At 69.4% G+C, this 25,923-nt stretch carries 26 protein-coding genes; 8 read left to right on the plus strand and 18 right to left on the minus strand.

Features of this window, described 5'->3' with window-relative positions; all coding sequences use genetic code 11:
* The first annotated feature begins 18 nt into the window (after positions 1-18).
* Positions 19-1,974, plus strand: coding sequence for a gamma-glutamyltransferase family protein (locus NS2_RS19905; RefSeq protein ID WP_033086959.1), 1,956 nt, complete (start codon positions 19-21; stop codon positions 1,972-1,974).
* Positions 1,975-2,068: 94 nt separating this feature from the next.
* On the opposite strand, the gene NS2_RS19910 is transcribed toward NS2_RS19905, so the two are convergent.
* From NS2_RS19910 to NS2_RS19925, 4 genes are all read right to left on the minus strand, one after another.
* Complete coding sequence (locus tag NS2_RS19910; RefSeq protein ID WP_228102834.1) at positions 2,069-2,563, minus strand: PH domain-containing protein; 495 nt, start codon at positions 2,561-2,563, stop codon at positions 2,069-2,071.
* Between the two features lie 8 nt (positions 2,564-2,571).
* A complete protein-coding gene (gene ribH / locus NS2_RS19915; protein WP_033086958.1) occupies positions 2,572-3,051 on the minus strand; it encodes a 6,7-dimethyl-8-ribityllumazine synthase in 480 nt (159 codons plus the stop codon).
* A gap of 56 nt (positions 3,052-3,107) precedes the next feature.
* Positions 3,108-4,352 (minus strand): bifunctional 3,4-dihydroxy-2-butanone-4-phosphate synthase/GTP cyclohydrolase II, encoded by a 1,245-nt coding sequence (locus NS2_RS19920; protein WP_033086957.1) that lies wholly within the window; start codon positions 4,350-4,352, stop codon positions 3,108-3,110.
* 90 nt (positions 4,353-4,442) lie between these two features.
* Complete coding sequence (locus NS2_RS19925) at positions 4,443-5,069, minus strand: riboflavin synthase (protein ID WP_033086956.1); 627 nt, start codon at positions 5,067-5,069, stop codon at positions 4,443-4,445.
* A 685-nt stretch (positions 5,070-5,754) separates the two neighbouring features.
* On the opposite strand from NS2_RS19925, the gene NS2_RS19930 reads away from it, so the two are divergent.
* A complete protein-coding gene (locus NS2_RS19930; protein WP_228102835.1) occupies positions 5,755-6,066 on the plus strand; it encodes a hypothetical protein in 312 nt (103 codons plus the stop codon).
* A 40-nt stretch (positions 6,067-6,106) separates the two neighbouring features.
* Here the strand turns inward: NS2_RS19930 and rpe are convergent, their stop codons facing one another.
* Positions 6,107-6,769, minus strand: a complete 663-nt coding sequence (rpe, locus tag NS2_RS19935; RefSeq protein WP_033086954.1) for a ribulose-phosphate 3-epimerase — start codon at positions 6,767-6,769, stop codon at positions 6,107-6,109.
* A gap of 127 nt (positions 6,770-6,896) precedes the next feature.
* On the opposite strand from rpe, the gene NS2_RS19940 reads away from it, so the two are divergent.
* The 3 genes from NS2_RS19940 (at position 6,897) to NS2_RS19950 (ending at position 10,401) form a co-directional block, all read left to right on the plus strand.
* Complete coding sequence (locus tag NS2_RS19940; RefSeq protein WP_033086953.1) at positions 6,897-7,319, plus strand: ATP-binding protein; 423 nt, start codon at positions 6,897-6,899, stop codon at positions 7,317-7,319.
* Positions 7,320-7,336: 17 nt separating this feature from the next.
* Positions 7,337-8,236, plus strand: a complete 900-nt coding sequence (locus NS2_RS19945; protein WP_033086977.1) for a SigB/SigF/SigG family RNA polymerase sigma factor — start codon at positions 7,337-7,339, stop codon at positions 8,234-8,236.
* 113 nt (positions 8,237-8,349) lie between these two features.
* Positions 8,350-10,401 carry an NAD(+) synthase gene (locus tag NS2_RS19950; protein ID WP_261772296.1) on the plus strand — a complete coding sequence of 684 codons (2,052 nt, stop codon included), beginning with the start codon at positions 8,350-8,352 and terminating at the stop codon, positions 10,399-10,401.
* Between the two features lie 88 nt (positions 10,402-10,489).
* Here the strand turns inward: NS2_RS19950 and NS2_RS19955 are convergent, their stop codons facing one another.
* From NS2_RS19955 to NS2_RS19980, 6 genes are all read right to left on the minus strand, one after another.
* Entirely contained in the window at positions 10,490-11,959 is a 1,470-nt protein-coding gene (locus tag NS2_RS19955) for an RsmB/NOP family class I SAM-dependent RNA methyltransferase (RefSeq protein ID WP_033086952.1), read from the minus strand.
* 905 nt (positions 11,960-12,864) lie between these two features.
* Positions 12,865-13,788 carry a methionyl-tRNA formyltransferase gene (gene fmt / locus NS2_RS19960; RefSeq protein WP_033086951.1) on the minus strand — a complete coding sequence of 308 codons (924 nt, stop codon included), beginning with the start codon at positions 13,786-13,788 and terminating at the stop codon, positions 12,865-12,867.
* A gap of 1 nt (position 13,789) precedes the next feature.
* A complete protein-coding gene (def, locus tag NS2_RS19965; RefSeq protein WP_033086950.1) occupies positions 13,790-14,347 on the minus strand; it encodes a peptide deformylase in 558 nt (185 codons plus the stop codon).
* A 66-nt stretch (positions 14,348-14,413) separates the two neighbouring features.
* Entirely contained in the window at positions 14,414-15,436 is a 1,023-nt protein-coding gene (locus NS2_RS19970; RefSeq protein WP_230464363.1) for an esterase/lipase family protein, read from the minus strand.
* A 93-nt stretch (positions 15,437-15,529) separates the two neighbouring features.
* Positions 15,530-16,243: a PadR family transcriptional regulator gene (locus NS2_RS19975; protein ID WP_370737287.1), complete on the minus strand. Its 714-nt coding sequence runs from the start codon at positions 16,241-16,243 to the stop codon at positions 15,530-15,532.
* Between the two features lie 108 nt (positions 16,244-16,351).
* Positions 16,352-17,041 carry an HAD family hydrolase gene (locus NS2_RS19980; protein ID WP_033086974.1) on the minus strand — a complete coding sequence of 230 codons (690 nt, stop codon included), beginning with the start codon at positions 17,039-17,041 and terminating at the stop codon, positions 16,352-16,354.
* 90 nt (positions 17,042-17,131) lie between these two features.
* On the opposite strand from NS2_RS19980, the gene NS2_RS19985 reads away from it, so the two are divergent.
* The gene (locus tag NS2_RS19985) at positions 17,132-17,929 is read left to right on the plus strand and encodes an ABC transporter ATP-binding protein (RefSeq protein ID WP_033086948.1); all 798 of its coding nucleotides are present in this window, start codon (positions 17,132-17,134) and stop codon (positions 17,927-17,929) included.
* A 36-nt stretch (positions 17,930-17,965) separates the two neighbouring features.
* Here the strand turns inward: NS2_RS19985 and NS2_RS19990 are convergent, their stop codons facing one another.
* Positions 17,966-18,553 (minus strand): TetR/AcrR family transcriptional regulator, encoded by a 588-nt coding sequence (locus tag NS2_RS19990; RefSeq protein WP_033086947.1) that lies wholly within the window; start codon positions 18,551-18,553, stop codon positions 17,966-17,968.
* An 85-nt stretch (positions 18,554-18,638) separates the two neighbouring features.
* Here NS2_RS19990 and NS2_RS19995 point away from each other — a divergent pair, with 85 nt between their 5' ends.
* Together NS2_RS19995 and NS2_RS20000 are read left to right on the plus strand one after the other, a co-directional pair.
* The gene (locus NS2_RS19995) at positions 18,639-19,064 is read left to right on the plus strand and encodes a hypothetical protein (protein ID WP_052086206.1); all 426 of its coding nucleotides are present in this window, start codon (positions 18,639-18,641) and stop codon (positions 19,062-19,064) included.
* Positions 19,065-19,074: 10 nt separating this feature from the next.
* A complete protein-coding gene (locus tag NS2_RS20000; protein WP_033086946.1) occupies positions 19,075-19,512 on the plus strand; it encodes a MarR family winged helix-turn-helix transcriptional regulator in 438 nt (145 codons plus the stop codon).
* Positions 19,513-19,534: 22 nt separating this feature from the next.
* On the opposite strand, the gene NS2_RS20005 is transcribed toward NS2_RS20000, so the two are convergent.
* From NS2_RS20005 to gmk, 6 genes are all read right to left on the minus strand, one after another.
* Positions 19,535-19,759, minus strand: coding sequence for a hypothetical protein (locus NS2_RS20005; protein WP_033086945.1), 225 nt, complete (start codon positions 19,757-19,759; stop codon positions 19,535-19,537).
* Positions 19,760-19,858: 99 nt separating this feature from the next.
* Positions 19,859-22,195, minus strand: a complete 2,337-nt coding sequence (locus tag NS2_RS20010) for a primosomal protein N' (protein ID WP_071811831.1) — start codon at positions 22,193-22,195, stop codon at positions 19,859-19,861.
* Positions 22,196-22,300: 105 nt separating this feature from the next.
* Positions 22,301-23,515: a methionine adenosyltransferase gene (metK, locus tag NS2_RS20015; protein WP_033086944.1), complete on the minus strand. Its 1,215-nt coding sequence runs from the start codon at positions 23,513-23,515 to the stop codon at positions 22,301-22,303.
* Positions 23,516-23,731: 216 nt separating this feature from the next.
* Positions 23,732-24,952, minus strand: a complete 1,221-nt coding sequence (gene coaBC / locus NS2_RS20020) for a bifunctional phosphopantothenoylcysteine decarboxylase/phosphopantothenate--cysteine ligase CoaBC (protein ID WP_033086943.1) — start codon at positions 24,950-24,952, stop codon at positions 23,732-23,734.
* A gap of 7 nt (positions 24,953-24,959) precedes the next feature.
* Entirely contained in the window at positions 24,960-25,238 is a 279-nt protein-coding gene (gene rpoZ, locus NS2_RS20025) for a DNA-directed RNA polymerase subunit omega (RefSeq protein ID WP_033086942.1), read from the minus strand.
* Between the two features lie 98 nt (positions 25,239-25,336).
* Entirely contained in the window at positions 25,337-25,921 is a 585-nt protein-coding gene (gene gmk / locus NS2_RS20030) for a guanylate kinase (RefSeq protein ID WP_033086941.1), read from the minus strand.
* Between the last annotated feature and the right edge of the window lie 2 nt (positions 25,922-25,923).

The raw sequence follows: 25,923 nt of genomic DNA on the forward strand, positions 1-25,923 counted from the left end.
CGACACTAGAGTCCGGTCATGAGGCGCTCGAGACGCACCGCGGGCGGCGCTGCCGCTCTGCTCCTGCTGGCCGGATTGCTGACCGCCTGTTCGTCGTCGGCGAATCACACCGCGTCATGCACGGTGTCCGCCAATGGAACTCCCGTCACCTCCGGGGTGCCGACCGGGCCCACCGGCACCAATCTGGCCCTGCGCCCGGAGATCGCCACCGGCTACCGCACCGGCATGACGCCCGTGCGCACCGGCGATTTCGCGGTCTCCACCGCGAATCCCGTTGCGACCGAGGCGGCTTGCAAGGTGCTGCGCGACGGCGGCACCGCCGCGGACGCGCTCATCGTGGCGCAGACCGTGCTGAATCTGGTGGAGCCGCAGGCCAGCGGCATCGGCGGCGGCGCGTTCCTGATGTACTACGACGCCACCACCCGCTCCGTCGACGCCTACGACGGCCGCGAGACCGCCCCCGCGGCCGCCACCGAGGACTATCTGCGCTACATCAGCGCCGCGGATCACACTGTGCCGCAACCGAACGCGCGCGCCAGCGGCCGCTCGATCGGCGTGCCCGGCGTGCTGCGGCTGCTGGAGCAGGCCCACGACGAACACGGCAAGCAGTCCTGGAAGGATCTGTTCACCCCGGCGATCGATCTCGCCGATCAGGGCTTCGAGATCTCCCCGCGGATGGCCGGTCAGATCGCCGCTTCCAAGGCCGATCTGGCCCGCGACGACAATGCCAAGGCGTATTTCCTGCTGACGGACGGCAGTCCGAAGACCTCGGGCACCACGCTCACCAATCCGGCCTTCGGCAAGACGCTCTCGGCCATCGCGACCGACGGCGCGAACGCCTTCTATACCGGGGCGATCGCCGCCGACATCGTCGACAACACCGCGCTGACCTCCGGCGGCCGCACCCCGGGCCTGCTGGCGCTCGCGGATCTACAGTCCTACCAGGCCAAGAAGCGCACCGCGGTGTGCTCGCCGTACCGCAACCACGAGATCTGCGGCATGCCCAACCCGTCCTCGGGCGGCATCACGGTGGAGGCGGCACTGGGCATCCTGTCCAATTTCGACCTGGCGTCGATGAAGCCGACCGACGCCGCGGGCGACGGCAACACCGCGCGCGACGGCGGCAGGCCCACCGCCGCGGCCGTGCACCTGATCGCCGAGGCCGAGCGGCTGGCCTACGCCGACCGCGACAAGTACATCGCCGACGCGGATTTCGTTCCGCTGCCGGGCAATTCGCCCCAGACCCTGCTGGATCCGACCTATCTGAAGCAGCGCGCGGGCCTGATCGACCCGAACAAGAGCATGGGCACCGCCAAGCCCGGCGATTTCGGCCCGGTCCCGATCGGCAACGGCCCGCAGCAGCCCGAGCACGGCACCAGTCACGTCTCCATCGTCGACGAGTACGGCAATGCCGCGGCCATGACCACCACCGTCGAATCCGCCTTCGGCTCCTTCCATTTCGTCGACGGCTTCATACTCAACAACCAGCTCACCGACTTCTCCGCCGAACCCCTCGACAAGGACGGCAACCCGATCGCCAACCGCCTCGACCCGGGCAAGCGACCCCGCAGCTCCATGGCTCCGACCCTGGTCTTCGACCGCAACCCCGACGGCACCCGCGGGCAGCTCAGCCACGTCACCGGCTCCCCCGGCGGCGCGGTCATCATCCAGTTCGTGGTGAAAACCCTGGTGGGCATGCTGGATTGGGGCCTGAACCCGCAGCAGGCCGTCTCGATGATCGACTTCGGCGCGAACAACACACCCACCACCAATCTCGGCGGCGAACATCCCGCGGTGAACGCGGCCGACAAGGGCGATCACGACCCCCTGGTCCTCGCGCTACGGCAGCAGGGCGATCAGGTCTCGGTGGCCCCGCAGTCCAGCGGCCTGTCGGCGCTGGCCCGCGACGGCGACGGCTGGATCGGCAGCGCGGACCCCCGCCGCGAGGGCGCGGTGCTGGGCAGCCCGCGCTAGCGGAATCGGCGCGGATCCTGATACCGTTGGCGCCGTGGCGAATTCGCCACGCGGCGGCCGACGCGGCCCGGGGCTCGACGCCGGATCCGGTTGCTCAGTCCTGATTCTCGGCGCTGTACTTCGCGCCGAGTTCGCGGAAGCGGTCCATGGCCTCGGCGGCGCGCATCTTGTCGTTGGAGCGGATGGCCATCAGGGGCACGTACTCGTCGTGGGCGAGTTCCAGCCGGGCCCAGGACTTCTTGTCCGGGAAGGAGATCCCGCGAATGTCCTTCCATGCGAACAGATTGTCGCCCACGATATTGCGCACCATGACGCCGCGTTCGCCGACCCGCACCCGGGGCCGGGTGAGGGTCAGCACGCCACCGGCGAGCAGCAGGCCGAAGAGCATGAGCCCGATCTGGTCGGAGACCCGGAAGTTCACGCCGGTGGAGCCGTGCCGCAGCACGAAACCGCCGAAGATGAAGATGGCGGCCAGTATCGCGGCCACGATGCGCACGGTGAGGATGGCGTGGTGGGGTCGCACTTCCAGATCCCATTCGGGATTCGACTCGGCCATCGGTTGCCCGGACTCCACCTTCTGCTGCTCCATACCGACGATCAGACCGTCTGGGTGAGTTCGCGCAGGGTGAGCGCGGCGTCGAGGGCGGCCGCGGCCGCCTGCTCGCCCTTGTTCTCGGCCGCACCCGGCAGGCCCGCCCGATCGAGGGCCTGCTCCTCGGTGTTCACGGTGAGCACGCCATTGGTAACCGGGGTGCTCTCGTCGAGGGACACCCGGGTCAGCCCGGCGGTCACCGAATCGCACACGTACTCGAAATGTGGTGTCCCGCCGCGGATCACGACGCCCAGCGCGACCACCGCGTCGTGGGTGCGGGCCAGCGCCTGCGCCACCACCGGCAGCTCCATGGCACCGGCGACGCGCACCACGGTGATGTCGGCGACTCCGGCCGCCCGCGCGGTCTGCTCCGCGTTCGCGACCAGCGCGTCGCAGATGGTGGTGTGCCAGCGCGAGGCCACGATCCCCAGCTTGAGGTCCTTGGCATCGGCGAGCTCGAATGTCGGTACGCCCGTACCGCTCATCGTTGTTCCGCCCTCTCGTAGTCGGTTTGCGCGCGCGTAGTCGGTTGGGACAGCGCTCAGTTGGCGGTTTCGCCCAGGTCCAAGTCTTCCAGGCCGACCAGGTCGTGTCCCATCCGGTCCCGCTTGGTGCGCAGGTAGCGCAGGTTGTGCTTGTTGGCGCGCACCGGCATCGGGACGCGCTCGCTGATCGACAGGCCGTAGCCCTCGATGCCCGCGCGCTTGTCCGGGTTGTTGGTGAGCAGCCGCATCGAGGTGATGCCCAGATCGACCAGGATCTGCGCGCCGATGCCGTAGTCGCGGGCGTCGGCGGGCAGGCCCAGGTCCAGGTTGGCGTCCACGGTGTCCGCGCCGCCGTCCTGCAACTGGTAGGCCTGCAGCTTGTGCAGCAGCCCGATGCCGCGGCCCTCGTGCCCGCGCATGTAGAGCAGCACGCCGCGACCCTGTTCGGCGATCATCGCCAGCGCGGCGTCGAGCTGCGGGCCGCAGTCGCAGCGCAGCGAGCCGAAGGCGTCACCGGTCAGGCATTCCGAGTGCACGCGCACGAGCACATCCTTGCCGTCACCGATGTCGCCCATGACCAGGGCGACGTGCTCGGCGTCGTCGTACTCCGACGCGTAGCCGATGGCCCGGAAGTCGCCGAACTCGGTGGGCAGCTTGGCCTCGGCCACCTGCTTGACGTGCTTCTTGTTGCGGCGGCGCCAGGCGATCATGTCGGCGATGGAGATGAGCGCCAGATCGTGTTCGTCGGCGAAGACGCGCAACTCGTCGGTGCGCGCCATATCGCCTTCGTTCTTCTGGCTGACGATCTCGCAGATGACGCCGGCGGGGCCGAGCCCGGCCATGCGGGCCAGATCCACGGCGGCCTCGGTGTGGCCGGGACGGCGCAGCACGCCACCGTCCTTGGCGCGCAACGGAACCACGTGGCCCGGGCGGGTCAGGTCGTCGGACTTGGAGGCCGGGTCGGCGAGCACGCGCATGGTGGTGGCGCGGTCGGCGGCCGAGATGCCGGTGCTGATGCCCTCGCGGGCGTCGACGGCCACGGTGTAGGCGGTGCCGTGCTTGTCCTGATTGACCCCGTACATCGGGGGCAGGCCGAGGCGGTCGCAGTCCGCGCCGGTCAGCGGCACACAGATGTAACCGGAGGTGTAGCGGATCATGAAGGCCACGAGCTCGGGTGTTGCCTTCTCCGCCGCGAAGATGAGGTCGCCCTCGTTCTCCCGGCCCTCGTCGTCGACGACGACGACCGCCTTACCGGCGGCGATGTCGGCGACTGCGCGCTCGATGGTGTCGAACCTGGTCACGTCTGTTGTGCTCCATCTCGAATTAGGTGCCTCATTACAGTAAGCCAGCGACGGTGTCCGTTTTGCGCCGCCTCCGGCCTCGCGGGTAGATCAACCGCGCTGCACGAGCCGTTCGACGTACTTGGCGATGATGTCGACTTCGAGATTCACGACCGTGCCGACCGGGGCGGTGCCCAGGGTGGTGAGCTCGCGCGTGGTGGGAATGAGGGAGACCTCGAACCAGTCCTTGGCGCCGTCGGCGAAGACCTCGTCGGCGATGCCGATGCCCGAGACGGTCAGCGAGATGCCGTCCACGGTGATGGAGCCCTTCTCGACGACGTAACGGGCAATGCTGTCGGGCAGGGAGATTCGCACGACCTCCCAGTTCTCGTAGGGGGTGCGGGAGACGATGGTGCCGGTGCCGTCGACGTGGCCCTGCACGATGTGGCCGCCCAGGCGGCTGTTCACGGCCGCGGCGCGTTCCAAGTTCACCCGGGAGCCGACCGACAGGCCGCCGATGCTGGAGCGGTCGAGGGTCTCGGCCATGACGTCCACGGTGAAGGTGTTGCCCCGCACCTGCTGATCCACGACGGTGAGGCAGACGCCGTTGACGGCGATCGAATCACCGTGTCCGGCATCGGAGGTCACCAGGGGACCGCGAATGGTCAGTCGCGCCGAGTCGCCCAGCTGTTCGGTGGCGACGATCTCGCCCAGCTCCTCGACGATGCCTGTGAACATGCCTTACCTCTCCCGTTCGCCTGTGCGTTCTCCGCTTGCGGCAACAGCCCGCGCGGCGTGGGGTATTCCCGGCGCGAACGGTCGTCCCCCTCAGCCTAACGACGGCGGGTCGTAGGCGACATGCGGCCTTGTTCACTGGAGAGTTGGATACCGGGCGTCAGATGAAATCGGGCATATGCCAACTTGCGATCAGCATATTGTCCGAATTATGCGATACAACCAATTGAAAGGTCGGAATTTACCGGTTTCACGAATGGCCTGACCTGGGCCGATGGCCGGTGGTACCCAATCCACGACTCGCTTACACCAGAATCTTGCGCAGCAGCGAAAATGGACGCAAGATTGTTATGCGGCTGATTCCCGCAGTTCAACTTTCTCCCAGAGCGGTTCAACGCAGAACGGTGCAGTTCAACGTAGAACGGTCCCGGCGTCCATCGGCCGATCCAGGCCGGAGACGGTCATCGCAACCATACGAACGAAGGAAGGTTTGCCCCCGCGCGGGTCGGATCCAGGTGGCAGACAACACATTCGGCACAGTTGGGGGTGCGGCGTGACCACGTTTCTCGATACAGCGCTCGAAGTTCGCTGCGTGCAGTATCGGCGCGAATTTCACCTGCCGGCATCGATAGATCCGACGTCACGACACATCCTGTTGGAGATAGGCAATCGTTACGGAGCCATCACCATGCCCGCCGACCTGGGCGAACGCGTCCAGCATCGGCTGACCCAGGCCGATCTGGCCGGTCCGGTCGTGCATAATCCCCGCGCCCGGCGCTGGACCTTCATCACCGGCCCGGCCCGCCCGGACACACTGAGCAAATCGGTGGCCGCGGCGCTGTTCCGGCTCTACGCCACCGTCGCGTGCTCGGGTGCACAGGTGGTGCTCCCGTCCGCCGATGACGAGCGGACGGGCTACCGCACCTGGATCCACTCCCCCGATTCCATGGACACCGTGCCGCCGCTGGAATCGGTGATCGAGGCGCTGCTCCGACGCTGACCGCCGGTCCGGTTCGGTCCGCTACGCCCGGTTCATTCCGCTACGCGGAGGCCGTCTCGACCGCGATCACCTTCTGCCGCAAGGCTTCCACGGTCGCGGCCGGGTCCGGGGTGCCGTACACCGCGGAACCGGCCACGAAGCAGTCCACCCCGGCCTCGGCGGCCTGCTCGATGGTGTCCATATTGATGCCGCCGTCGATCTCCACCACCAGGCGCAGCTCCCCGGCGTCGACCAGGCGGCGCACCTGCTTGGCCTTGTCGAGCACGTGCGCGATGAAAGACTGTCCGCCGAAACCGGGTTCGACGCTCATCACCAGCAGGGTGTCGAACTCGCGCAGGATCTCGAGGTAGGGCTCGATCGGGGTGTTCGGCTTGACCGACAGGCCCGCCTTGGCGCCCGCGGCGCGGATGTCGCGCGCCACCGCGATCGGATTGTCGGTGGCCTCGGCGTGGAAGGTGACGTTGTAGGCGCCCGCCTCCGCGTATCCGGGGGCCCAGCGTTCCGGGTTCTCGATCATCAGATGGCAGTCCATCGGAATGTCGGTGACCTTCAAAAGGCTTTGCACGATCGGCAAACCGAGCGTCAGGTTGGGCACGAAGTGGTTGTCCATGACGTCGACGTGCACCCAGTCGGCGCCCTCGATGGCCTTCAACTCATCCGCGAGACGGGAGAAGTCGGCGGAGAGGATGGAGGGGGCGATCATCGGCGCGGGCCGCTGGAAAGGGGAGGAAGAGGTGCACACATGGCGAAGTGTATCGGCAGCCGGTGTGTCCTCCATCGTCACCGTGAATGGCTGATTGCCGCGCGCCGGAATGGGTAGCCTTAACAGGGTGATCAACATTTCGGCGGAACAAGGATTGCGCGGCACACCGGTCGAGATCGGCGTCGCCGCCTCCGTCTCCCAGTTGCCCATCGTGCGCGGACTCGCCGAAACCCTGGTGCTGCTCAGCGATTTCACCCTCGACGAGGTGGCCGACATCCGGCTCGCCGTGGACGAGGCCGCCTCCACGGTGATCGCCCTGGCCGCGCCCGGCACCACGCTGCAGTGCCTGTTCACCGTCGGCGAGTCCGACTTGATCGTGCGGGTGAGCGGCATCGCGGCGGCCGAGGGGCTACCGGATCAGCGCAGCTTCGGCTGGCATGTGCTGCGCACGCTCTCCGATGAGGTCACCGCCGATCAGGAACCCTTCGATCCGGCGCTCTCCGGCTACCCGACCGCCGTGCAGTTCCGGCGGGTCCGGGGGAAGGCGTAGTGACCGACGGAGCAGACGTGTCCACAGCAACACCAGACCCGAACCAGCCCGAACACCCCGGCTCCGAGGACGCCGACACCCCAGAGGAGAACGGGGCACTCGAGGAGAACGAGGCCGAGGAGACCGTCGATGCCGAGGAGGCGGAGGAGGTCGCGCGCAGCGTCTCCGGCTATGACGATGTCACCACCCTGTTCGAGGAACTGGCCGCCGCCGCACCGGGTTCCGGGCGGCGCGCCGCGCTGCGCGGCGAGCTGATCAACCGCTGCATCCCGCTGGCCGATCACATCGCGCGCAAGTTCAGTGGGCGCGGTGAGCCTTTCGACGATCTCACCCAGGTCGCCCGGGTCGGGCTGGTGCACGCGGTGGACCGCTTCGACATCTCGCGCGGCTCGAACTTCCTGTCCTTCGCGGTGCCCACCATCATGGGCGAGGTCCGCCGCTATTTCCGCGACAACACCTGGGCCATGCGGGTGCCGCGCCGGGTCAAGGAGACCCACCTGCGCATCGGCTCGGCCATCGACGCGCTGTCCCAGCAGCTGGGCCGCTCCCCGACGGCCAAGGAGATCGCCGCCGAACTGGGCATCGAGGCCGACGAGGTCACCCAGGCGGTGATCGCCGGAAACGCCTACCAGCCCAGCAGCATCGACGCCGTATCGGTCGGGCGCGACACCGAGGCCTCGCTACTGGACACGCTCGGCGAGGAGGAGTCGCAGTTCGACCGGGTCGAGGAGTACGTGGCGATCCGGCCGCTGCTGGCCGGGCTGCCCGAACGCGAACGCCGCATTCTGACCATGCGGTTCTTCGAATCCATGACACAGACCCAGATCGCCCAGCAGATGGGCATCTCCCAGATGCACGTCTCGCGGATCCTGGCCAAAACCCTTGCCCGCCTGCGGGAGCAGTCCGCCCGCGAGTGATTCCCCGGCGCGGCCGCGAACGACTGCGCCGTGGCCGGTCACCCGGCAGGTCCCCGGCATCGGTAGATTGCGGTCAGACCATGATCACCTCGGCCGGAGCAAAGGGGTCGGTGTTGACGGAGCTGCCGTTCGATTCGCTGTATCGGCACGGATTCGCGCGGGTCGCGGTGGCGGTGCCGCCGGTGCGGGTCGCCGATCCGGGGTTCAATGCCGAGCAGACGCTGCTGCTGGCCCGGCGCGCCGCCGCCGAGCACGCGGTGCTGACGGTGTTTCCCGAGCTGGGGCTGTCCAGCTATACCGCCGATGACCTGTTCCATCAGGACGCCCTGGACGCCGCGGTCGGTGCGGCGCTCGAACGGGTGGTCGCCGAGAGCGCGGGCATCGACACAGTGCTGGCGGTGGGCGCGCCGGTGCGGGCGCAGGGGCGGCTGTTCCACTGCGGCATCGTGATTCACCGTGGCCGGGTGCTCGGGGCCGCGCCCAAGAGCTATCTGCCGAACTATCGCGAGTTCTACGAGAAGCGGCAGTTCGCGGCGGCGCGCGAGGCCCTCGACGACCACATCGTGATCGCCGGGCAGCGGGTGCCGTTCGGAGCCGATCTGCTGTTCACCGCGATCAAACTGCCGGAGTTCACCTTCCACCTCGAGATCTGCGAGGACGGCTGGGTGCCGTTGCCGCCCAGCGGTTTCGCGGCGCTGGCCGGGGCGAGCGTGCTGGTGAATCTGTCGGCCAGCAATATCGTCATCGGCAAGGCCGACTACCGGCGCGAGCTGTGCACCTCGCATTCGGCGCGCTACATCGCCGCCTACCTGTATTCGGCTGCCGGGCACGGCGAGTCGACCACCGATATGGCCTGGGACGGGCAGGCGCTGGTGTGCGAGAACGGCAATGTGCTGGCCGAGGGTGAGCGGTTTGCGGCGCATCCGCAGGTGGTGACGGCCGATGTGGATCTGCGGCGGCTGGCGGCGGACCGGTTGCGCACCACCAGTTTCGCCGACACCGTGCACGATCATCGGGAGCGGCTGGCGCGGTTCCGGCGCATCGAGGTCGAGCTGCCGGTCCCGGGCGGGACGGTCCCGCTGCGGCGCGAGATCCCGCGGTTCCCGTACGTTCCCGCCGATCCGGTCCGCCGTAACGAGCGCTGCGCGGAGGTGCATCGCATCCAGGTGGAGGGGTTGGGCACGCGATTGGCGGCCACCGGGTCGCAGCGGGTGGTGATCGGGGTGTCGGGCGGGCTCGACTCCACGGTGGCGTTGATCGTCGCCGCCAAGACCATGGACCGCCTGGGCCTGCCGCGCTCGAATGTGCTGGCCTACACCATGCCCGGATTCGGCACCAGCAGCCGGACCCTGGAGGGCGCGCGGCGGCTCATGCGCGCGGTCGGGGCCACCGCACACGAGATCGACATCCGGCCCTCGGCCACCCAGATGCTGCGGGACCTGAACCACCCTGCGGCCGACGGTGTTCCGCAGTACGACATCACCTATGAGAACGTGCAGGCCGGTGAGCGCACCTCACACCTGTTCCGGCTGGCCAATATGCACAATGCCCTGTTCATCGGCACCGGTGACCTGAGCGAACTGGCCCTGGGCTGGTGCACTTTCGGCGTGGGCGACCACATGGCCCACTACAGCGTGAACGCCTCGGTCCCCAAGACCCTCATCAAATATCTCGTCGCCTGGACCATCGACACCGACGGCCTGGGCCCCGAGGCGGGCGAGGTCCTGAAATCCATTCTCACCACCGAGATCTCCCCCGAACTCATCCCCGGCGACGGCGACGCCCCCGCCCAGAGCTCCGAGGCCACCGTGGGCCCCTACGAACTCCAGGACTTCCACCTCTACCACCTGCTCCGCTTCGGCGACCTCCCCAGCCGCATCGCCTACCTGTCCCACCACGCCTGGTCCGACCCCACCCGGGGCAGCTGGCCCGACCTCATCCCCGCCGACCAGCGCCACGAATACGACCTGAAATCCATCAAAACCTGGCTGGCCGAATTCCTCCGCCGCTTCATCCAGACCAGCCAATTCAAACGCTCCACCCTCCCCAACGCCCCCAAGGTCGGCTCCGGCGGCTCCCTCTCCCCCCGCGGCGACTGGCGAGCCCCCAGCGACGCCTCCGCCGCGGCCTGGCGGGAAGAACTAGCCCAGAACGTCCCCGACTAGTCCACGCCCATGCCATCGAGTGGCAAACCCTGGAGGGGTTGTGTCCTCCCTCGAGGGTTTGCCACTCGGCGGATTCAGGGTGGATTGGTCAGGGGGTCAGGGGCTTGCGCAGAGCCGCCAGGAACATGGCGTCGGTGCCGTGGCGGTGGGGCCACAGTTGGGCGCCGGGGCCGTCGCCGAGGTCGGGGACGCCCGGGAGCAGTTCGCGGGTGTCGAGTTGCTCGGCGCCGGTGTGGCGGACGATGTCGGCTACCACCGCGACGGTTTCCGGGAGATGCGGGGAGCAGGTCGAGTAGACCACCACACCGCCGGGGCGGACGAGATCCCATGCGGCGGTCAGCAGTTCGCGCTGCAATGCGACCAGGTCGCGGACGTCGGAGGGCTGGCGACGCCAGCGGGCCTCCGGGCGGCGGCGCAACGCGCCCAGGCCGGTGCACGGGGCGTCGACCAGAATGCGGTCGAAACCGGGCTCCAGACCGCTGTCGCGGCCGTCTGCCACGTGGACGTCCACCGGCATGCCGCGAGTGGCCTGGCGTACCAGATCCGCACGGTGCTCGGCCGGTTCGACCGCGTCCACGTGGAAGCCGTCGATATCGGCGATCGCGGCCAGCAGTGCGGTCTTGCCGCCCGGTCCGGCGCACAGGTCGAGCCAGCGGCCGTTGTCCGCGCCCGCGAGCGGGGCACGCGTGAGGGCCAGGGCGACAAGCTGACTGCCCTCGTCCTGCACCGCGGCCATGCCCTCGCGGACCGGTTCCAGCTTCCCCGGGTCGCCGCCGTCGAGGTACACCGCGTACGGCGACCAGCGCCCTTCCTCGCCACCGGTGACGAGCGCCAATTCCTCGGCGGTGATCTCCCCGGGCCGTGCCACCAGGTGCACCGCGGGCCGGGCGTCATCGGCCTCGAGCACCTCGCGCAGTTCCCCGGCCCGCTCCCCCAGCGCGTCCGCGAACGCCTGCGCGATCCACACCGGATGCGCGTACTCGAACGCCAAGTGCGCCAACGGATCCTCGGGTGCGAGCCGCTGCACCCACTCCTCGGGCGTGCGCTCGGCCACCCGCCGCAGCACCGCGTTCACGAACCCGGCCCGCCCCTGCCCGAACTCGGTCCGCGCCAACGCCACCGACGTATCCACCGCCGCATGCGCCCCGATCCGGGTCCGCAACAACTGATAGGTGCCCAGCCGCAACGCATCCAGCAGCGGCCCGTCGATCTCCTCGACACTGCGCCCCGCGCAATCGGCGATCACCGCATCCAGCAGCCCCAGCGATCGCGCAGTGCCATAGGTCAATTCCGTCGCCAAGGCGGCGTCGCGCCCACTGATGTGCCGCTCCCGAAGCAGCCCCGGCAACACCAGATTCGCGTAAGCATCCCGCTCCCGCACAGCTCGCAACACATCCCGAGCCACGATCCGCACCGGATCGGCCCCGGCCTTCTCGGCCCGCCGCGCCGCGGCCCCACCGGAATCCCGGCCACCCGAAAGCTGATCACCGCGCTCCGCCCAGCCGCCGGACGAATCACCGCGAGCGCCCTGCGATTTCCCGCCACCGCGACCGGACATGCCGCGACCGGACGAGCCTCCGCCCGGCGCACCACTCCTCCGTCCCGCACCCGGCCGGTCCCCGTCGCGACCACCACCGGATCCACCCCTCCCGTTACGGTCATCCCCCGACCCCGAATCCCGACCGGAGAATCCGCCGCGCCGATCCTCGTCGTGGCCGCTGCCGGAACGGCCGCCGCCACGCCGGTCCCAGCCGCCGCGCGCCCCACGATCACGATCTGCGCCGGAGTCACCACCACGGCCGCCGTCTCGGGCGGACCGCCCGCCCGAGACCTCGTCGCGCCCACCGCGCGGACTCGATCCGAACCTGTCGCGATCGCGAGCATCGCCGGGCGGCCGGTTCGGCCTGGAACCGCGGTCGCTCGCGGCGAATCCGCTTCGCCCACCGGCGTTCCCGCGCTCATCGCCCGACCGGTCCGAGCCGCGTCCACGGTCGTCACGCCCGGCCGAATCGCGGTCGCGGCCCGCACCCGGTCCGTAGCCATCGCGGCCACGAGGGCCACCGGCCGATCGAGCCGGTTTCGAATTGCGGCCGCCATCGGAGAATCCGCCGCGCCCGCGATCCCAGCCGCCGTTGCGGTCGCCACCGGCAGCCACGTCACGTCCACGAGCACCACCGCTCGAACGGTCGGAGCCCGAAGTGCGCTCTCCCGCTTGGCGTTCACCACGGCCGGAGCCCGCGCGCCGCTCATCGCGGTCTGCGGAGCCGCCGTTGCGCGGGGTCGCGGTGTGCGCGTCACCCGGACGGCGCTGATCACTCTGCGCGGAGTTGTTCGTGCGCCAGGGGGCCGCGCCCGTTCCGGTGGGATTCCCAGCCGGGACGTTGCGACGGAAGCCGCGGCGCGGAGTGGCGTCGCCCGAGGAGCCGCGCGAATCGGCGTCGCGGCCTTGGTCTTCCGGGCGGGTCATTCGACCACCGTCCCGGCCTCGAGGCGGGCGCCGCGGGCCCAGTCCAGGGCGGGCATCATGCGTTTGCCCGGGGGCTGGACCTGGGTGAGGCGGACCGCGGTGGTGGCGGTGCCGATGTAGACGCCGGTTTTGCGGATGTCGATGGTGCGGGCCGGGAGGGCCTCCTCCACCATTTCGACGGGGCCGAGTTTGAGGCGTTTGCCGTCGATTTCGGTCCAGGCGCCGGGGGCGGGGGTGACCGCGCGGATGCGGCGGCCGATGGCCAGGGCGGGCTGGTTCCAGCGGATGCGGCCCGCCTCGGAATCGACCTTGGGGGCGTAGGAGATGCCGTCGAGGGGCTGCGGAACCGCTTGGACGGTACCGGCTTCCACGCCGTCGAGGGTGGATTCCAGCAGCTGCGCACCGGCTTCGGCGAGGCGCTCCAGGAGCACGCCCGCGGTGTCGGTGACCGCGATCTTCTCGGTCATGGTGCCGTAGACCGGCCCGGTGTCGAGGCCCTTCTCGATGCGGAAGGTGGACGCGCCGGTGTATTCGTCCCCGGCCAGCAGCGCCGCCTGCACCGGCGCCGCGCCGCGCCAGGCGGGCAGCAGCGAGAAGTGCAGGTTGATCCAGCCGTGGCGGGGGATGTCGAGGACCGCCTCGGGCAGCAGCGCGCCATAGGCGACGACCGGGCAGCAGTCCGGCGCCAAAGCCGTGAGCTGTTCGATGAATTCGGGTTCGGAGGGCCGTTTGGGCGTGAACACGGGGATGCCGTGCTCGTCGGCGAGCCGCCCGATGGGCGAGCGGGTGATCTTGCGGCCGCGCCCGGCCACCGCGTCCGGCCGGGTCACCACCCCGACCACCTCGTGCCGCTCGGATTCGATGAGCCGCCGCAGCGACGGCACCGCCGGTTCGGGGGTTCCCGCGAAGACCAGACGCATATCAGCGGCTCCGTTCCCGGCTGCGTCCGCCACCGATCTCGGAGGCGGCCAGCACCGTGATTCCCTGTGTGAACCAAGACGATTCGCGAATCGACCGCATGGCCTCCTTGCGCGAGGCCGAGTCCAGCCGCTGCAGGAACAGTACGCCGTCGAGGTGATCGGTCTCGTGCTGCACGCAGCGCGCGAGCAGCCCTTCGGCGCGGAATTCCACCGGCTCACCGGTCATGTCGACACCGCGCGCGAGCACCGTGAACGGGCGTGTCACATCGAAACGCACCCCCGGGATCGACAGGCAGCCCTCCGGTCCGGTCTGGGTCTGCTCGTCGAGCACCTCGTAGCTGGGGTTGATCAGATGCCCCTGCGCGTCCCCGGTGTCGTAGACGAACACCCGTAGCCCGACCCCGATCTGCGGGGCCGCCATGCCGACCCCCCCGCTCTCGTACATGGTGTCGATGAGGTCGGTCACCAGCTGGCGCACCTCCCGGTCGAACGTCTGCACCTCCGCCGCGCGGGCGCGCAGGATCGGATCGCCGAACAGGCGGACTGGCTGGATGGTCACGGGCAGCTCCCGATGGATAACGAAAATACGGTCGTCTCATTTTACGGACGCCCGTGACCACCCTGATCAGGAATGCGCCGCCAACACGACATCGCTGATACCGGTACCCAGCGCGACCGGCGCGCAGGCCGGTGTCACCGGGTGCGCGGGATCGAGCAGATTGACCACCAGCCGCTGCACGTACGGGTCGTAGACCAGGTGGAAATGCCCGGTCAGGTCCTCGGCGCAGAGATCCTGGAGCACGATGTTGGTGGCGCCCGCGCCGTGCAGCGCGACATTGCTGTTCGGCTGGATCATTTCATCGACGCGGCTGCCGATCGTCGTGTATTTCACACCGGGCACCGTGTCGCCACCGGCATTCAGATCCCGGATGAAGGGCGCACCGGCCGCCTGCTGCACCGCCGCGAGCGAGGAACCCATCTCGACGAGCTTGTAGATGCCGGGCACCGCGTCGGCGATCGGCACCAGCCCGTACATGACCCCGCCGTAACTGGGTGAGGCCAGCCCGATCCACTGCCCGACCTTCGACGCGCCGCCGAGCTTGTTGATCCAGTAGCGGGTCACGCTCGCGCCCTGCGAGAAACCGACCAGATCCACCTGTGTGGCCCCCGTAGCGGCGAGCACCTGGTCGACGAAGGTGCCGATCTGCGCGGAGCTCTGCCACACGTCCTCGGTGCCATAGGTGTCCTTGCCGGGCGTGCCGCCGTAGTTGAGCGCGAAGACGCAGATACCGGCCTGCGCCAGCAGCGGGGCGATGCCCGAGTAGTCGGAGTAGGCCGAGGAGTCGGTGCCGTGTGCGAGCACCACCGGACGCGGATGCTCCGCGGTCGGCTTGCAGCCGAAGTCGTTGGCGCCCTGGGGCGCAGCGTCCGGGTGCTCCTTGAGATAGCGGGCCGCCGCCAGATGTTCGGGCTGGGGCGGCCCCTGTTGCGTCGGTACCTTCAGTACCGAGTTCACCGCGGGTGCGGCCTGTGCGATTGTCCCCGTCGGTGTGGCGGCCGTGCCGATCACGGCGGCCGCCAGCGCCATTACCCCCGCCGGTGCGACGCGGCGCATGAATCCGCGCGTCCGGCGCCTCTGTTGTCCCATGTCACAAGAATCCACGGGGCGCTGTTGTCCCATGTCACGATCTTGACTCGTTCCGGTCCGAAAGTCCCGGCGGGGAACGGTGTTTCGGGGCCATCACTTTTCGGGTGTGTCGTCCTCGGCGAGGATCCGGTAGAGCGAGCGCCGGGCCTCGGTGAGCACCTCGGCCGCCTTGGCCGCCTGCTCCGGGGTGCCGACGGCGGCGACCTGTGCGGCCGCTCCCATCAGCTGACCGATCAGGCCGCGCAGATCCAGAGCCTGATCGCCGACGCCGTCCTTGACGTCCTGCCAGGGATCACCGAGTTCGGTCTCGTTGGCCTCGACGTACTCGACGCCGGATTCGGTGAGCTTGGCCGTCTTTCGGCCCGCGACCTTCTCGATGATGACCAGGCCCTCGTCCTCGAGCTGCGCGAGCGCGGGGTAGATGGAGCCCGGGCTGGGCCGCCAGACGTCCTGGCTCTTCTCGCGGATCTGCTGGATCAGCTCGTAGCCGTGCATGGGCCGCTCCTGCAGCAGCAGGAGGATGGCGGCGCGCACGTCGCCGCGCCGGCCGCGCCCGCCCCGGCCGCGTCCACGGCCGAAGTGCGGGCCGGGTCCGAAGCCGGGTCCGAAGCCGGGACCGAAGTCCGGGCCGAAGCCACGGCCGTGACCGTGGCGTTGCGGTCCGAAGTCGCCGCGCGGGCCGAATTCCCCACGCGGACCCCGGGGTCCGCCACGTCGCATCCGCGGATGTTCGGGGCCCTGCTGCTCTTCGGCGCGCAGTCGCCGCCAGGGGCCGCGGCCCCGTTCGATGTTGTCCATGTGTTCCATGATCGTGCCTCCTTCAAGGCTCGTCGTTGCATTTGCTGCTATCGACGATATATCGACAATCTATCCACAGCAAGGGTGAGGCGCGACACGAACCGGTCAGTCTGGACTTTACGGCGCGAGGAGGCCGTGCGCGCGGACGGCCTCCCGCAGGCCGGTGCGGCGGTCAGCGGTCGGCAGCGGATCCACCAGGGCGAATGCACAACCGAGAGCCGTCGCACCGCCGTCGGCCTCCCGACTGTCGCCGACCATCAGCGCGTTCCCGGGGTCGACGCCGAGGTTGTCGAGAGCTGATTTGAAGATGCGAGTATCGGGTTTGATCGCGCCCACTTCGTACGACAGCGCGAAGTCGTCGATATATCGATGCCAGTCGCGGTCGGCGAAGGCCGGGCGGATGTCGAAGGCGATATTGCTGACGATGCCCACGCGCACACCGCTCTCGTGCAGGGCATGCAGCACCTCACCGGTGTCCGGGTAGGGAGTCCAGCCGTCCGGGTCGAGCAGCAGTTCGTAGACCTGCACGGCCTGATCCTGCGGGACGCCGGTCCGCTCCAGCACCTCCAGATAGGCCCGGCGATGCAATGCGGGGTCGAGATCGCGGTTCTCCCAGGCGAATTGACCCTCGGTGTCGAACTGCACGAGCTGGCCGACCGGTGCGGTCAAGCGCCGCATGATCTCGGCGATCTCGTGGGTGCCCAGGGGACGCCCGTCGGCGGCGGTGAGGCGCGCGTCATGGAAGGCGGCCTCCTCGAATCGGAAAACCGTGCCGGAGAAGTCGAACAACACCGCGTCGATCGCCATGCCCGCCACCCTACACACGCGGGCCGCCCGGCACCGCCCGCGGCGAAGATCACTCCTCAACTTGTCTGAGGAATTTGCTACCGTGGGCGCATGACGGACGCGGTGCTGAACGTGGACAATGTGACAGTCGTGCGAAGCGGAAACGCTATCCTGCAAGAGGTTTCGCTGACCGTCCACGCGGGTGAGCACTGGGCGCTGCTCGGCCCCAACGGCGCGGGCAAGACGACGCTGCTGCGCATGCTCGGCGCCTTCGAGCATCCCACCCGCGGCACCGTCGAGGTGCTCGGCCATCGCCTGGGCCGGGTCGATATGCGCGCCCTGCGCGCGGGTATCGGACACGTCGATCCGCGCCACACCCCCAGCGGCCCGCTGACCGTCCACCAGGTGGTGCTCACCGGCGCGACCAATACCGCCGCGCTCATCCCCCGCCGGCGACCCACCCCCGCCCAGCTGGCCGACGCCGATCACCTGATCGACCTGCTCGGGCTGACCCATCGCCGCGACGCCGGCTGGGAGATCCTGTCCCAGGGCCAGCGCGGCCGCACCCTCGTCGCCCGCGCCCTCATGCCGAACCCGCGCCTGCTGCTGCTCGACGAACCGGCCACCGGCCTGGATCTGGCCGGGCGCGAACAACTCCTGGAACGCCTCGACCTGCTCCAGCGCAGCTACCCGAAGCTGGCTTCGGTGCTGGTCACCCATCACCTCGAGGATCTGCCGCCCGGCACCACCCACGCCATGCTGCTGCGCGACGGCCGCGCCCTAGCGTCCGGCCCGGTCGACGAGGTCATCACCACCGGCAACATCAGCACCTGCTTCGACCACCCGGTCCGCATCCTGCGCGACGAGGGCCGCTGGAGCGTCCGCGCCGCCCAATCCCAGCCCGCCTGAACCGATTCCGGTTCGCTCGCCGAACCGCGGGTCCGGTTACGTCACGGGGACCAGGGAATCGATCCAGCGCTCCAGGCGCACACCCTCCGCCGCCATCATCTCCGGATCACGGAAGGTATTGGTGAGCAAGGAAATTCCCTGGTAGGCGGCCAGCAACGCAACCGCCAGTTCCCGGGAGTCACTGCGCCCCATAGCCGCGAATTGCGCGTCGATCCACTCCAGCAGGCCGCGCATGACATCGGCGAGCTCGCGGTCCAGTCCGTCGGCGCGCTTGTCGAGCTCGGCCGCGAGCGATCCGGAGGGGCAACCGAATCGGGCCGCCAGCTCGCGCTGATCGACCCAGCCGCGCACGAGGGCCTTCAGCCGTTGCGCCGGGGCGTCGAGCTGTTCGAGAGCCGCGATGATCTCCTGTGCGGTGCGGGCGTGCGCGCTGATCGCCGCCTGGACCAGCTGGTCCTTGGTCTTGAAGTAGTAGTACACATTGCCCACCGGCACGTCGGCCACCCGCGCGATGTCGGCGATGGTCGTCTTCTCCACGCCCTGTTCGTGGAACACCTTGGCGGCGGCGTCCGCGAGCCGTTCCCGCTTGCCCGCCGCCCGGGCCCGACCCACTGAGTTAGTCACACGACTCACTATAAACACCCCGACAGACCCCGGCTTCCCGCAGCTCGCCATTGCCATTTGATATGCGTCTGCTTATCGTCTACGCATGCATACAAAGACGTTTTCCGAGGGCACCCTGCTGCTGCCGTGGAGTCCCGGCCCGAAGGCCCGGCAGGTGGGCCCGGTGTTCGTCAGCGTGACCGACTTCCTGGCGGGCTCGCAGGACGACGCGCGCGAGATCTACACGGCCGGGCTGGAATTGGGTAAGACCTGGCCGGTCATGCAGGGCGCGGTCGGGCTGTGGCTGTGGGGACGCCCCGCCGAACAGCGCGGCGGCTCGATCTCGGTGTGGGAATCCGAGCGCGACATGCGCCGCTTCGGGCGCTGGCCGGTGCACACCGAGATCGTGCGGGCCTGGCGCGGCCGGGTCGGCATCGGCGTGGATTCCTGGAACGCCGAGTCCTTCGACGCCGACGCGATTCTGACCCGCGCGGGTGACACGATCGAAAGGCCGCACCGGCGCGCCGCCTAATCTTGTCCGCATGACAGACCGTCCGGACTTGGCAGCGATGATCGTCCCCCTGGGCCGCGCCCTCATGGCGGCCGAGCAACCGGTCCTGGCCGCGCACGGCCTGACCATGTGGGCCTACGTCGTGCTGCTACGCCTGGACGAGACCACCACCCGCGGACAGGGATTGCTCGCCCAGGAGATCGGGGCCGACAAGACCCGCATCATCACCGTCCTCGACGATCTGCAGGAACGCGGCCTCATCGAACGCCGACCCGACCCGGCCGACCGCCGCGCCCGCCTGCTCGCCCTCACCCCTGCGGGTCGCGGTCTCCGCGACGCCGCCCAGGCCGAGATCCAGGCACGGGAGGACCGACTCCTGGCCAGACTGCCCGCCGCCGACCGCCGCGGCCTCCTCAACGCCCTGATCGCCCTGGCCGCCCTGCCCCGCGACGAAATCGCGGGCGGCTGAGCGGGAATCGGGGAATCCGCGGTCAGGCGGCGATGGGCTCGAGCATCAGGACCCGGCGGATCTCGTTCTCCAGGCGGTTGATCGCGCCCAGCGAGGACCACGGGTCCGCGCACACCAGGCCCGGATACTGCGCGCTGAAGGCGATGTAGGCGTCGTCCTGACGGGACCACCACACGTCGCAACGCACTTCGAGCAGCCGCCGCTCGATCCGCTCGCTACGGGTCAGCAGTGAAGATCGTGTGTTCATGCCGGTGACTATGCCCCGTCGCCGCCGCCGGTGATCGATGACGAAGACCCTGATCGGCGGGCCGTTGGTCCCGGGTTGCGGGGCCCGGAGACCCCCGGTTCAGCCGATGTCGATGGGGTCGATCTGGACCCGCAGGGGCGCGTCGGAGCGGTGGGTGCTGCGCACGGCCTGGGCGGCGGCGAGGGCGCGGGACAGCGCCGCGCCGTTGGCCCGGTCGGCCCGCAGGATCATGCGCTCCACCTCGGCGGGAGAATCGCCGGAGGAGAACGGCTTTCGCGCGCCCGGGGGCAGCGGCACCGGGCCCAGCACCTCGACGTTGCCGGGAAGCTTCGCCTCGCCGAGCAATTCGGCGATGGAGTCCGCGGTGCCGTCGATGGCGGCGAAGCGGACCGCGGGCGGGAACCGTACCTCGGCGCGCTGCTCGAGCTCGAAACCCGCGTGCCACACCGGATCCCAGCGCACCAGCGCCTGCACGGTGGGCAGTCCGGCATCGGCCATCACGATGACGCGACCACCGGGCCGCACCAGCGCGGCGGCGGACATCCAGCGGCGCAACGCATCCTCGGCGGCGCGCAGATCGGCGCGGCCGAGCAGCGCCCACCCGTCCAGCAGCATGGCGACCGCGTAACCGCCCGGCACCGGGGGTTCCGCACCGATGGTCGACACCACCACCTGCGCCCCCTCCGGGACGGAGTTCAGAATCGCCGACCCGCCCGAACCACGCACGGGCACACCGGGAAACGCGCGCCCCAATTCCTCGGCGGTCCGCGACGCACCGATCACGACGGCCCGCAACGCCCGCGATCCACACGCGCCACAGCGGAAAGCCGCCTCGGTGATGCCGCACCACCGGCAGGCCGGACTCTGCGCCTCGGCGACACCTTCGCGCCCGCTGCGCAAAGCGCCACGTGACGCGGGCCCGCTGTCCGGCAACGCCAGCGGCCCGTTGCAGTGGCGGCAGCGGGCCGGGGTCCGGCACTTGGCACACGACAGCGCCGGAATGTACCCGCGCCGCGGCACCTGAACCAGCACCGCCCCACCATCTTTGAGCGCCCTACGCGCCTCGGTGAAGGCCACCGCCGGAATCCGAATGGCCTGCGCGATCGGATCCCGCTCCAGCGCCGCATCGGTATCGCCGGGCGCGGTGATCCGCGGCATCACCTGCCGCAACACCGACCGATCCGCGAGCAGGTCATGCGCCCACCCGGATTCGACGATCGCCTGCACCTCCGCCGTCCGCGAGAACCCGCCCGCCACGAACGCGGCCCCGGTCTCGTGCGCCCGCAGCATGGCGACCTCCCGCGCATGCGGATACGGCGACCGCGGTTCGGCGAACGTATCGTCCCCATCATCCCAAATGGCGATCAGCCCGAGATCCTTCACCGGCGAGAACACCGCACTCCGCGTCCCCACCACCACCCGGGCCTGCCCCCGCAGCACCGACAGCCACCGCCGATACCGCGCCGACGGCCCCAACCCGGCCGCCAGCCCCACCGCCGACTCCCCCACCAGCGCAACGCATTCGGTCAGCACCCGACCCAGATCCCGCTGATCCGGCACCATGATCACCGCGCTGCGCCCGCCCCGTACGGTCACCGCCGCCAACTCCGCCAGCCGCCGCGCCCAGTCCTCCCCCGGCAACGCCTGCCATCCAGCCCGTGGTCCCCGCCCCGCCAGCAACGCTCCCAGGAACGAATGCCCGTGCAGATACCGCCCCCAGGCCGCGAACTCGGCGGCCACCGGCTCCGCGGCGGCAGCACTGTCGGCTCGCGGCCCGGAGGGCTCGTCACCGCTCACCGCGGCCGCCGGGGAACCGCCCACGTCCGGATCGTGCCGTGCGGCGGCGTCCGGTGCGTCTTCGACGACGATCCGCTCCTCCGCGCCCGGTTCGACTGTCCCGCGTCCCGAATCCGTTTTCACGGCAGCTGACGTTTCCGGGCCGACTGTAGCGCTGCCTGGCGCGTCGCCGACTTCGGCTTCCGGCTCACCGCGCGGATCCGGTCGGACCGGGACCTCCTGCACCGCAGCGGGATCGGCGGTCGCCCGACTCTTCTTCGAGGTGCGCCCGGGCTGCTCCGGCTTTTCGGTGCCCTCGGATTCGACCTTGGCGTGGCGGGGCGGGATGGCCAGGCGCAGGACGTCGGCGCGGGTGCCCGCGTAGCGGGCGGCGACGGCGGCGACGAGTTTCAGGATCTCCGGGGTGAGGACGCGTTCGCCGGAGACGACTCGTTCCAGGCGGACGAGTTTGCCGGTGTGGTCGGACTTTTCGAGGCGCTCCAGAAGGTAGCCGTCGATGAGGCGACCGGAGAAGCGGACGCGGACCCGGACGCCGGGCTGGGCGATCTCGTCCATCTCCGGGGGGACCAGGTAGTCGAAATCGCGGTCCAGATGGGCGGGTTCGAGCAGGGGCAGCACGCGCGCGATGGGACGTGCCACGGCGGTGCCGACCGGGCGCGCGACACCAATGACAGCGGGAGCGCCGGGCTCGGAAGGGGTTTCCGTGCCCGACGCTCCCGTCGGAAGTGGCTGGGTGCCGGTCAATTACAGCCCGGCGGCCGCGCGCAGCTTCTCCGCGCGGTCGGTGCGCTCCCACGGCAGATCGACGTCGGTGCGGCCGAAGTGGCCGTAGGCGGCGGTCGGCGCGTAGATCGGGCGCAGCAGGTCCAGGTCGCGGATGATCGCGCCGGGACGCAGGTCGAAGACCTCGCCGATGGCGTCGGAGATCTTGAGCGGGTCGATCTGCTCGGTGCCGAAGGTCTCCACGAACAGGCCGACCGGGGCGGCCTTGCCGATGGCGTAGGCGACCTGGACCTCGACGCGCTCGGCCAGGCCGGCGGCGACGACGTTCTTGGCGACCCAGCGCATGGCGTAGGCGGCCGAGCGGTCGACCTTCGACGGATCCTTGCCGGAGAAGGCGCCGCCACCGTGGCGGGCCATGCCGCCGTAGGTGTCGACGATGATCTTGCGGCCGGTCAGGCCCGCGTCACCCATGGGGCCACCGAGCACGAACTTGCCGGTCGGGTTGACCAGCAGTCGCACATTCGAGGTATCCAGGGGGTTCGGCAGCTTCAGCTCGGACAGCACCGAGTCGACGACCTTCTCCCGGATGTCGGGGGTGAGCAGGTTGTCGAGGTCGATGTCGGCCGCGTGCTGGGTCGAGATGACCACGGTGTCGAGGCGCTTGGGGATCGAGCCCTCGTATTCGATGGTGACCTGGGTCTTGCCGTCCGGGCGCAGATACGGCAGCACGCCGGACTTGCGGACCTCGGTCAGCCGCCGGGACAGCTTGTGCGCCAGCGAGATCGGCAGCGGCATGAGCTCGGGGGTCTCGACGGTGGCGTAGCCGAACATCAGGCCCTGGTCGCCCGCGCCCTGACGCGCGATCTCGTCGTCCTCGCCGCCGACGCGGGCCTCGTGCGAGGTGTCCACGCCCTGGGCGATATCGGGCGACTGCGCGCCGATGGCGACGTTCACGCCGCAGGAGGCGCCGTCGAAACCCTTTGCGGAGGAGTCGTATCCGATCTCCAGGACCTTCTCGCGGACGATGGTCGGGATGTCGGCGTAGGCCGAGGTGGTGACCTCACCGGCCACGTGCACCTGACCGGTGGTCACCAGGGTCTCCACCGCGACCCGGCTGCGCGGATCGGCCGCGAGCAACGCGTCGAGGATGGAATCGCTGATGGCATCACAGATCTTGTCGGGATGACCTTCGGTCACCGACTCACTGGTGAATAGGCGGCTGCCAGACGTGCGCACAGTTGTTCCCTCTCCCTCAACGGGTTTCTCGTATCGGGTGGCGACAGTAGCGTCTCCGCCGCATCGCACAACCCTTTGTCTCAGGTTATTCCAATATGTTCGTCACAGGGGCGGGCCGCCACCATGACGAACACATTGCGACTCAGACAGTTGCGGGCAGCTGTCCCCGGAAGGGGACGCTGCCGTCGAACTGCCTGACCCTGCGGTGCCGAGGCTTCAGCGGAGCAAGGGGCCGAGTGCATCCAGCACCCGGCTAGCCAGGAGCGCCTTGGACCCGTGGTCCAGGGCGATCTCGGTGCCGTCGGCACCGAGCAACCAGCCGTCGTTGGTGTCGACCTCGAAGGCCTTCCCCTCCCCGACGGCATTCACGACCAGTAGGTCGCAGCCTTTGCGGGCCAGTTTGGCCCGGGCGTGGGTGAGCACATCGGCGTGCTCGTCCCCGGTCTCGGCGGCGAAGCCGACGATCGCGGTACCCGGTAGGTGCCCGTCGCGACGGGCTTGCACCAACCCGGCAAGGATATCCGGTGTTTTGGTGAGCGCGATCGAATCCGGTTCTCCCGCACCCTTTTTGATCTTAGCCGTCGCCACGTTCACGGGGCGGAAGTCCGCCACCGCGGCGGCCATGATGACCGCGTCCGCGCCGAGTGCGTGCTTGTCGACCGCCACCTGCAACTGTTCGGCGGTGGTCACGTGCTCCACCTCGACCGCGGCCGGTGCGTCCAGACCGATGGTATTGCCCGCGATCAGTGTTACCTGTGCGCCACGCTGAGCAGCCAGGCGCGCGAGTGCGTAGCCCTGCTTGCCGGAGCTCCGATTGCCAAGGAAGCGAACGGGATCCAGCAGTTCGCGGGTGCCGCCCGCGGAGACCACGATGCGGCGCCCCTCGAGGTCGCGCGGCAGCGCGTCGGCGCGTTCGAGCAGCAGCCGGGCCAGTCCGAAGATCTCCTCCGGCTCGGGCAGGCGGCCCGGTCCGGTATCGGTTCCGGTGAGCCGGCCCGACGCGGGTTCCATCACCACGGCACCGTGCGCGCGCAGCGTCACCACGTTCGCCCGGGTGGCCGGGTGCTCCCACATCTCGGTGTGCATGGCCGGGGCGAACAGGATGGGACAGCGCGCGGTCAGCAGCGTCGCGGTCAGCAGATCGTCGGCGCGGCCCTGCGCGGCGCGGGCCATGAGGTCCGCGGTCGCGGGGGCGATGACGACCAGATCGGCCTCCTGGCCGAGACGCACGTGCGGCACCTCCGGCACATCGGCGAAGACGCCGGTGTGCACGGGGTGCCCGGAGAGCGCCTCGAAGGTGGCCTTGCCGACGAAGTTCAGCGCCGACTCGGTGGGAATGACACGAACCTCGTGCCCGGTTTCGGTGAACCGGCGCACGAGGTTGCAGCTTTTGTAGGCGGCGATACCGCCGCCGACTCCGACGACGATCCGGGTCACCGCTGGACTACTCGCCTTCGGAGTGCTCGAGCAGGTCGGCGTGGATCTCGCGCATGGCCACCGACAGCGGCTTCTCCTGCAGACCCGGCTCGACCAGCGGACCGACGTATTCGAGAATGCCGTCGCCGAGCTGGTTGTAGTAATCGTTGATCTGCCGGGCGCGCTTGGCCGCGTAGATGACCAGCGCGTACTTGGACGAAGTCCGCTCCAGCAGTTCGTCGATCGGCGGGTTGGTGAGGCCGACCGGAGTGTCGTAGGCGGGAACGGTCTTGATGTCCGTACTCACTAGGAAGGCTCCTGCGGGGTTGTTCGGAAGGGTGGCTTTGCCGACTCGCGCCCTGCCCTCTGATCGATCAAAAGGGAGGAGGAGTCGGCGTTCGGGACCTATGACCCCGAATTTGTGCTAACGAACAACGATACCAACTGCTCACAGGCGCTGGTCACGTGGTCGTTCACGATGACGGTGTCGAACTCGTCACATGCAGCCAATTCGGTGCGAGCGGTCTGTAGCCGACGCTCGATCACCTCGGGCGATTCCGTCCCGCGCGAGGTCAGGCGGGACACCAGCTCGTCCCAGCTGGGTGGGGCCAGGAAGACCAGATGGGCTTCCGGCATGGTCTTGCGGATCGAGCGCGCGCCCTCGAGGTCGACCTCGATCAGGACGTGGCGTCCTGTGGCGATCGCTTCCCGCACGGGTGCGGCCGGGGTGCCCGACCGCTGCAGTCCACCGTGGATATCGGCCCATTCCAGGAGTTCGCCGCCGTCGATCATGGCGTCGAACTTCTCACGGGTGACGAATCGGTAGTCCTGGCCGTCGACCTCCCCGGGCCGCGGAGCCCGGGTGGTGGCCGACACACTGAATACCAATTCGGGCAGTCGTTCGCGCACGCAGCGCACGACGGTGGACTTACCGACGGCCGAGGGGCCGACCAGAACTACCAGTCGACCCTTCCGAGTGTGTTCGACCACCC

It is taken from the genome of Nocardia seriolae NBRC 15557, assembly GCF_007990715.1.
GTDB lineage: Bacteria > Actinomycetota > Actinomycetes > Mycobacteriales > Mycobacteriaceae > Nocardia > Nocardia seriolae.

Bases quoted from the DNA above. Each gene is read 5' to 3' on its own strand.
- NS2_RS19980 (WP_033086974.1), bottom strand. From the start codon at position 17,041: ATGGCGATCGACGCGGTGTTGTTCGACTTCTCCGGCACGGTTTTCCGA.
- NS2_RS19930 (WP_228102835.1), top strand. From the start codon at position 5,755: ATGCCCGCCGACCTGGGCGAACGCGTCCAGCATCGGCTGACCCAGGCC.
- NS2_RS20005 (WP_033086945.1), bottom strand. From the start codon at position 19,759: ATGAACACACGATCTTCACTGCTGACCCGTAGCGAGCGGATCGAGCGG.
- NS2_RS19905 (WP_033086959.1), top strand. From the start codon at position 19: ATGAGGCGCTCGAGACGCACCGCGGGCGGCGCTGCCGCTCTGCTCCTG.
- NS2_RS20000 (WP_033086946.1), top strand. From the start codon at position 19,075: ATGACAGACCGTCCGGACTTGGCAGCGATGATCGTCCCCCTGGGCCGC.
- rpe (WP_033086954.1), bottom strand. From the start codon at position 6,769: ATGATCGCCCCCTCCATCCTCTCCGCCGACTTCTCCCGTCTCGCGGAT.
- NS2_RS19995 (WP_052086206.1), top strand. From the start codon at position 18,639: ATGCATACAAAGACGTTTTCCGAGGGCACCCTGCTGCTGCCGTGGAGT.
- NS2_RS19985 (WP_033086948.1), top strand. From the start codon at position 17,132: ATGACGGACGCGGTGCTGAACGTGGACAATGTGACAGTCGTGCGAAGC.
- NS2_RS19970 (WP_230464363.1), bottom strand. From the start codon at position 15,436: ATGGGACAACAGAGGCGCCGGACGCGCGGATTCATGCGCCGCGTCGCA.
- fmt (WP_033086951.1), bottom strand. From the start codon at position 13,788: ATGCGTCTGGTCTTCGCGGGAACCCCCGAACCGGCGGTGCCGTCGCTG.
- ribH (WP_033086958.1), bottom strand. From the start codon at position 3,051: ATGAGCGGTACGGGCGTACCGACATTCGAGCTCGCCGATGCCAAGGAC.
- NS2_RS19975 (WP_370737287.1), bottom strand. From the start codon at position 16,243: ATGGAACACATGGACAACATCGAACGGGGCCGCGGCCCCTGGCGGCGA.
- NS2_RS19925 (WP_033086956.1), bottom strand. From the start codon at position 5,069: ATGTTCACAGGCATCGTCGAGGAGCTGGGCGAGATCGTCGCCACCGAA.
- NS2_RS19955 (WP_033086952.1), bottom strand. From the start codon at position 11,959: ATGTCCGGTCGCGGTGGCGGGAAATCGCAGGGCGCTCGCGGTGATTCG.
- NS2_RS19910 (WP_228102834.1), bottom strand. From the start codon at position 2,563: ATGGAGCAGCAGAAGGTGGAGTCCGGGCAACCGATGGCCGAGTCGAAT.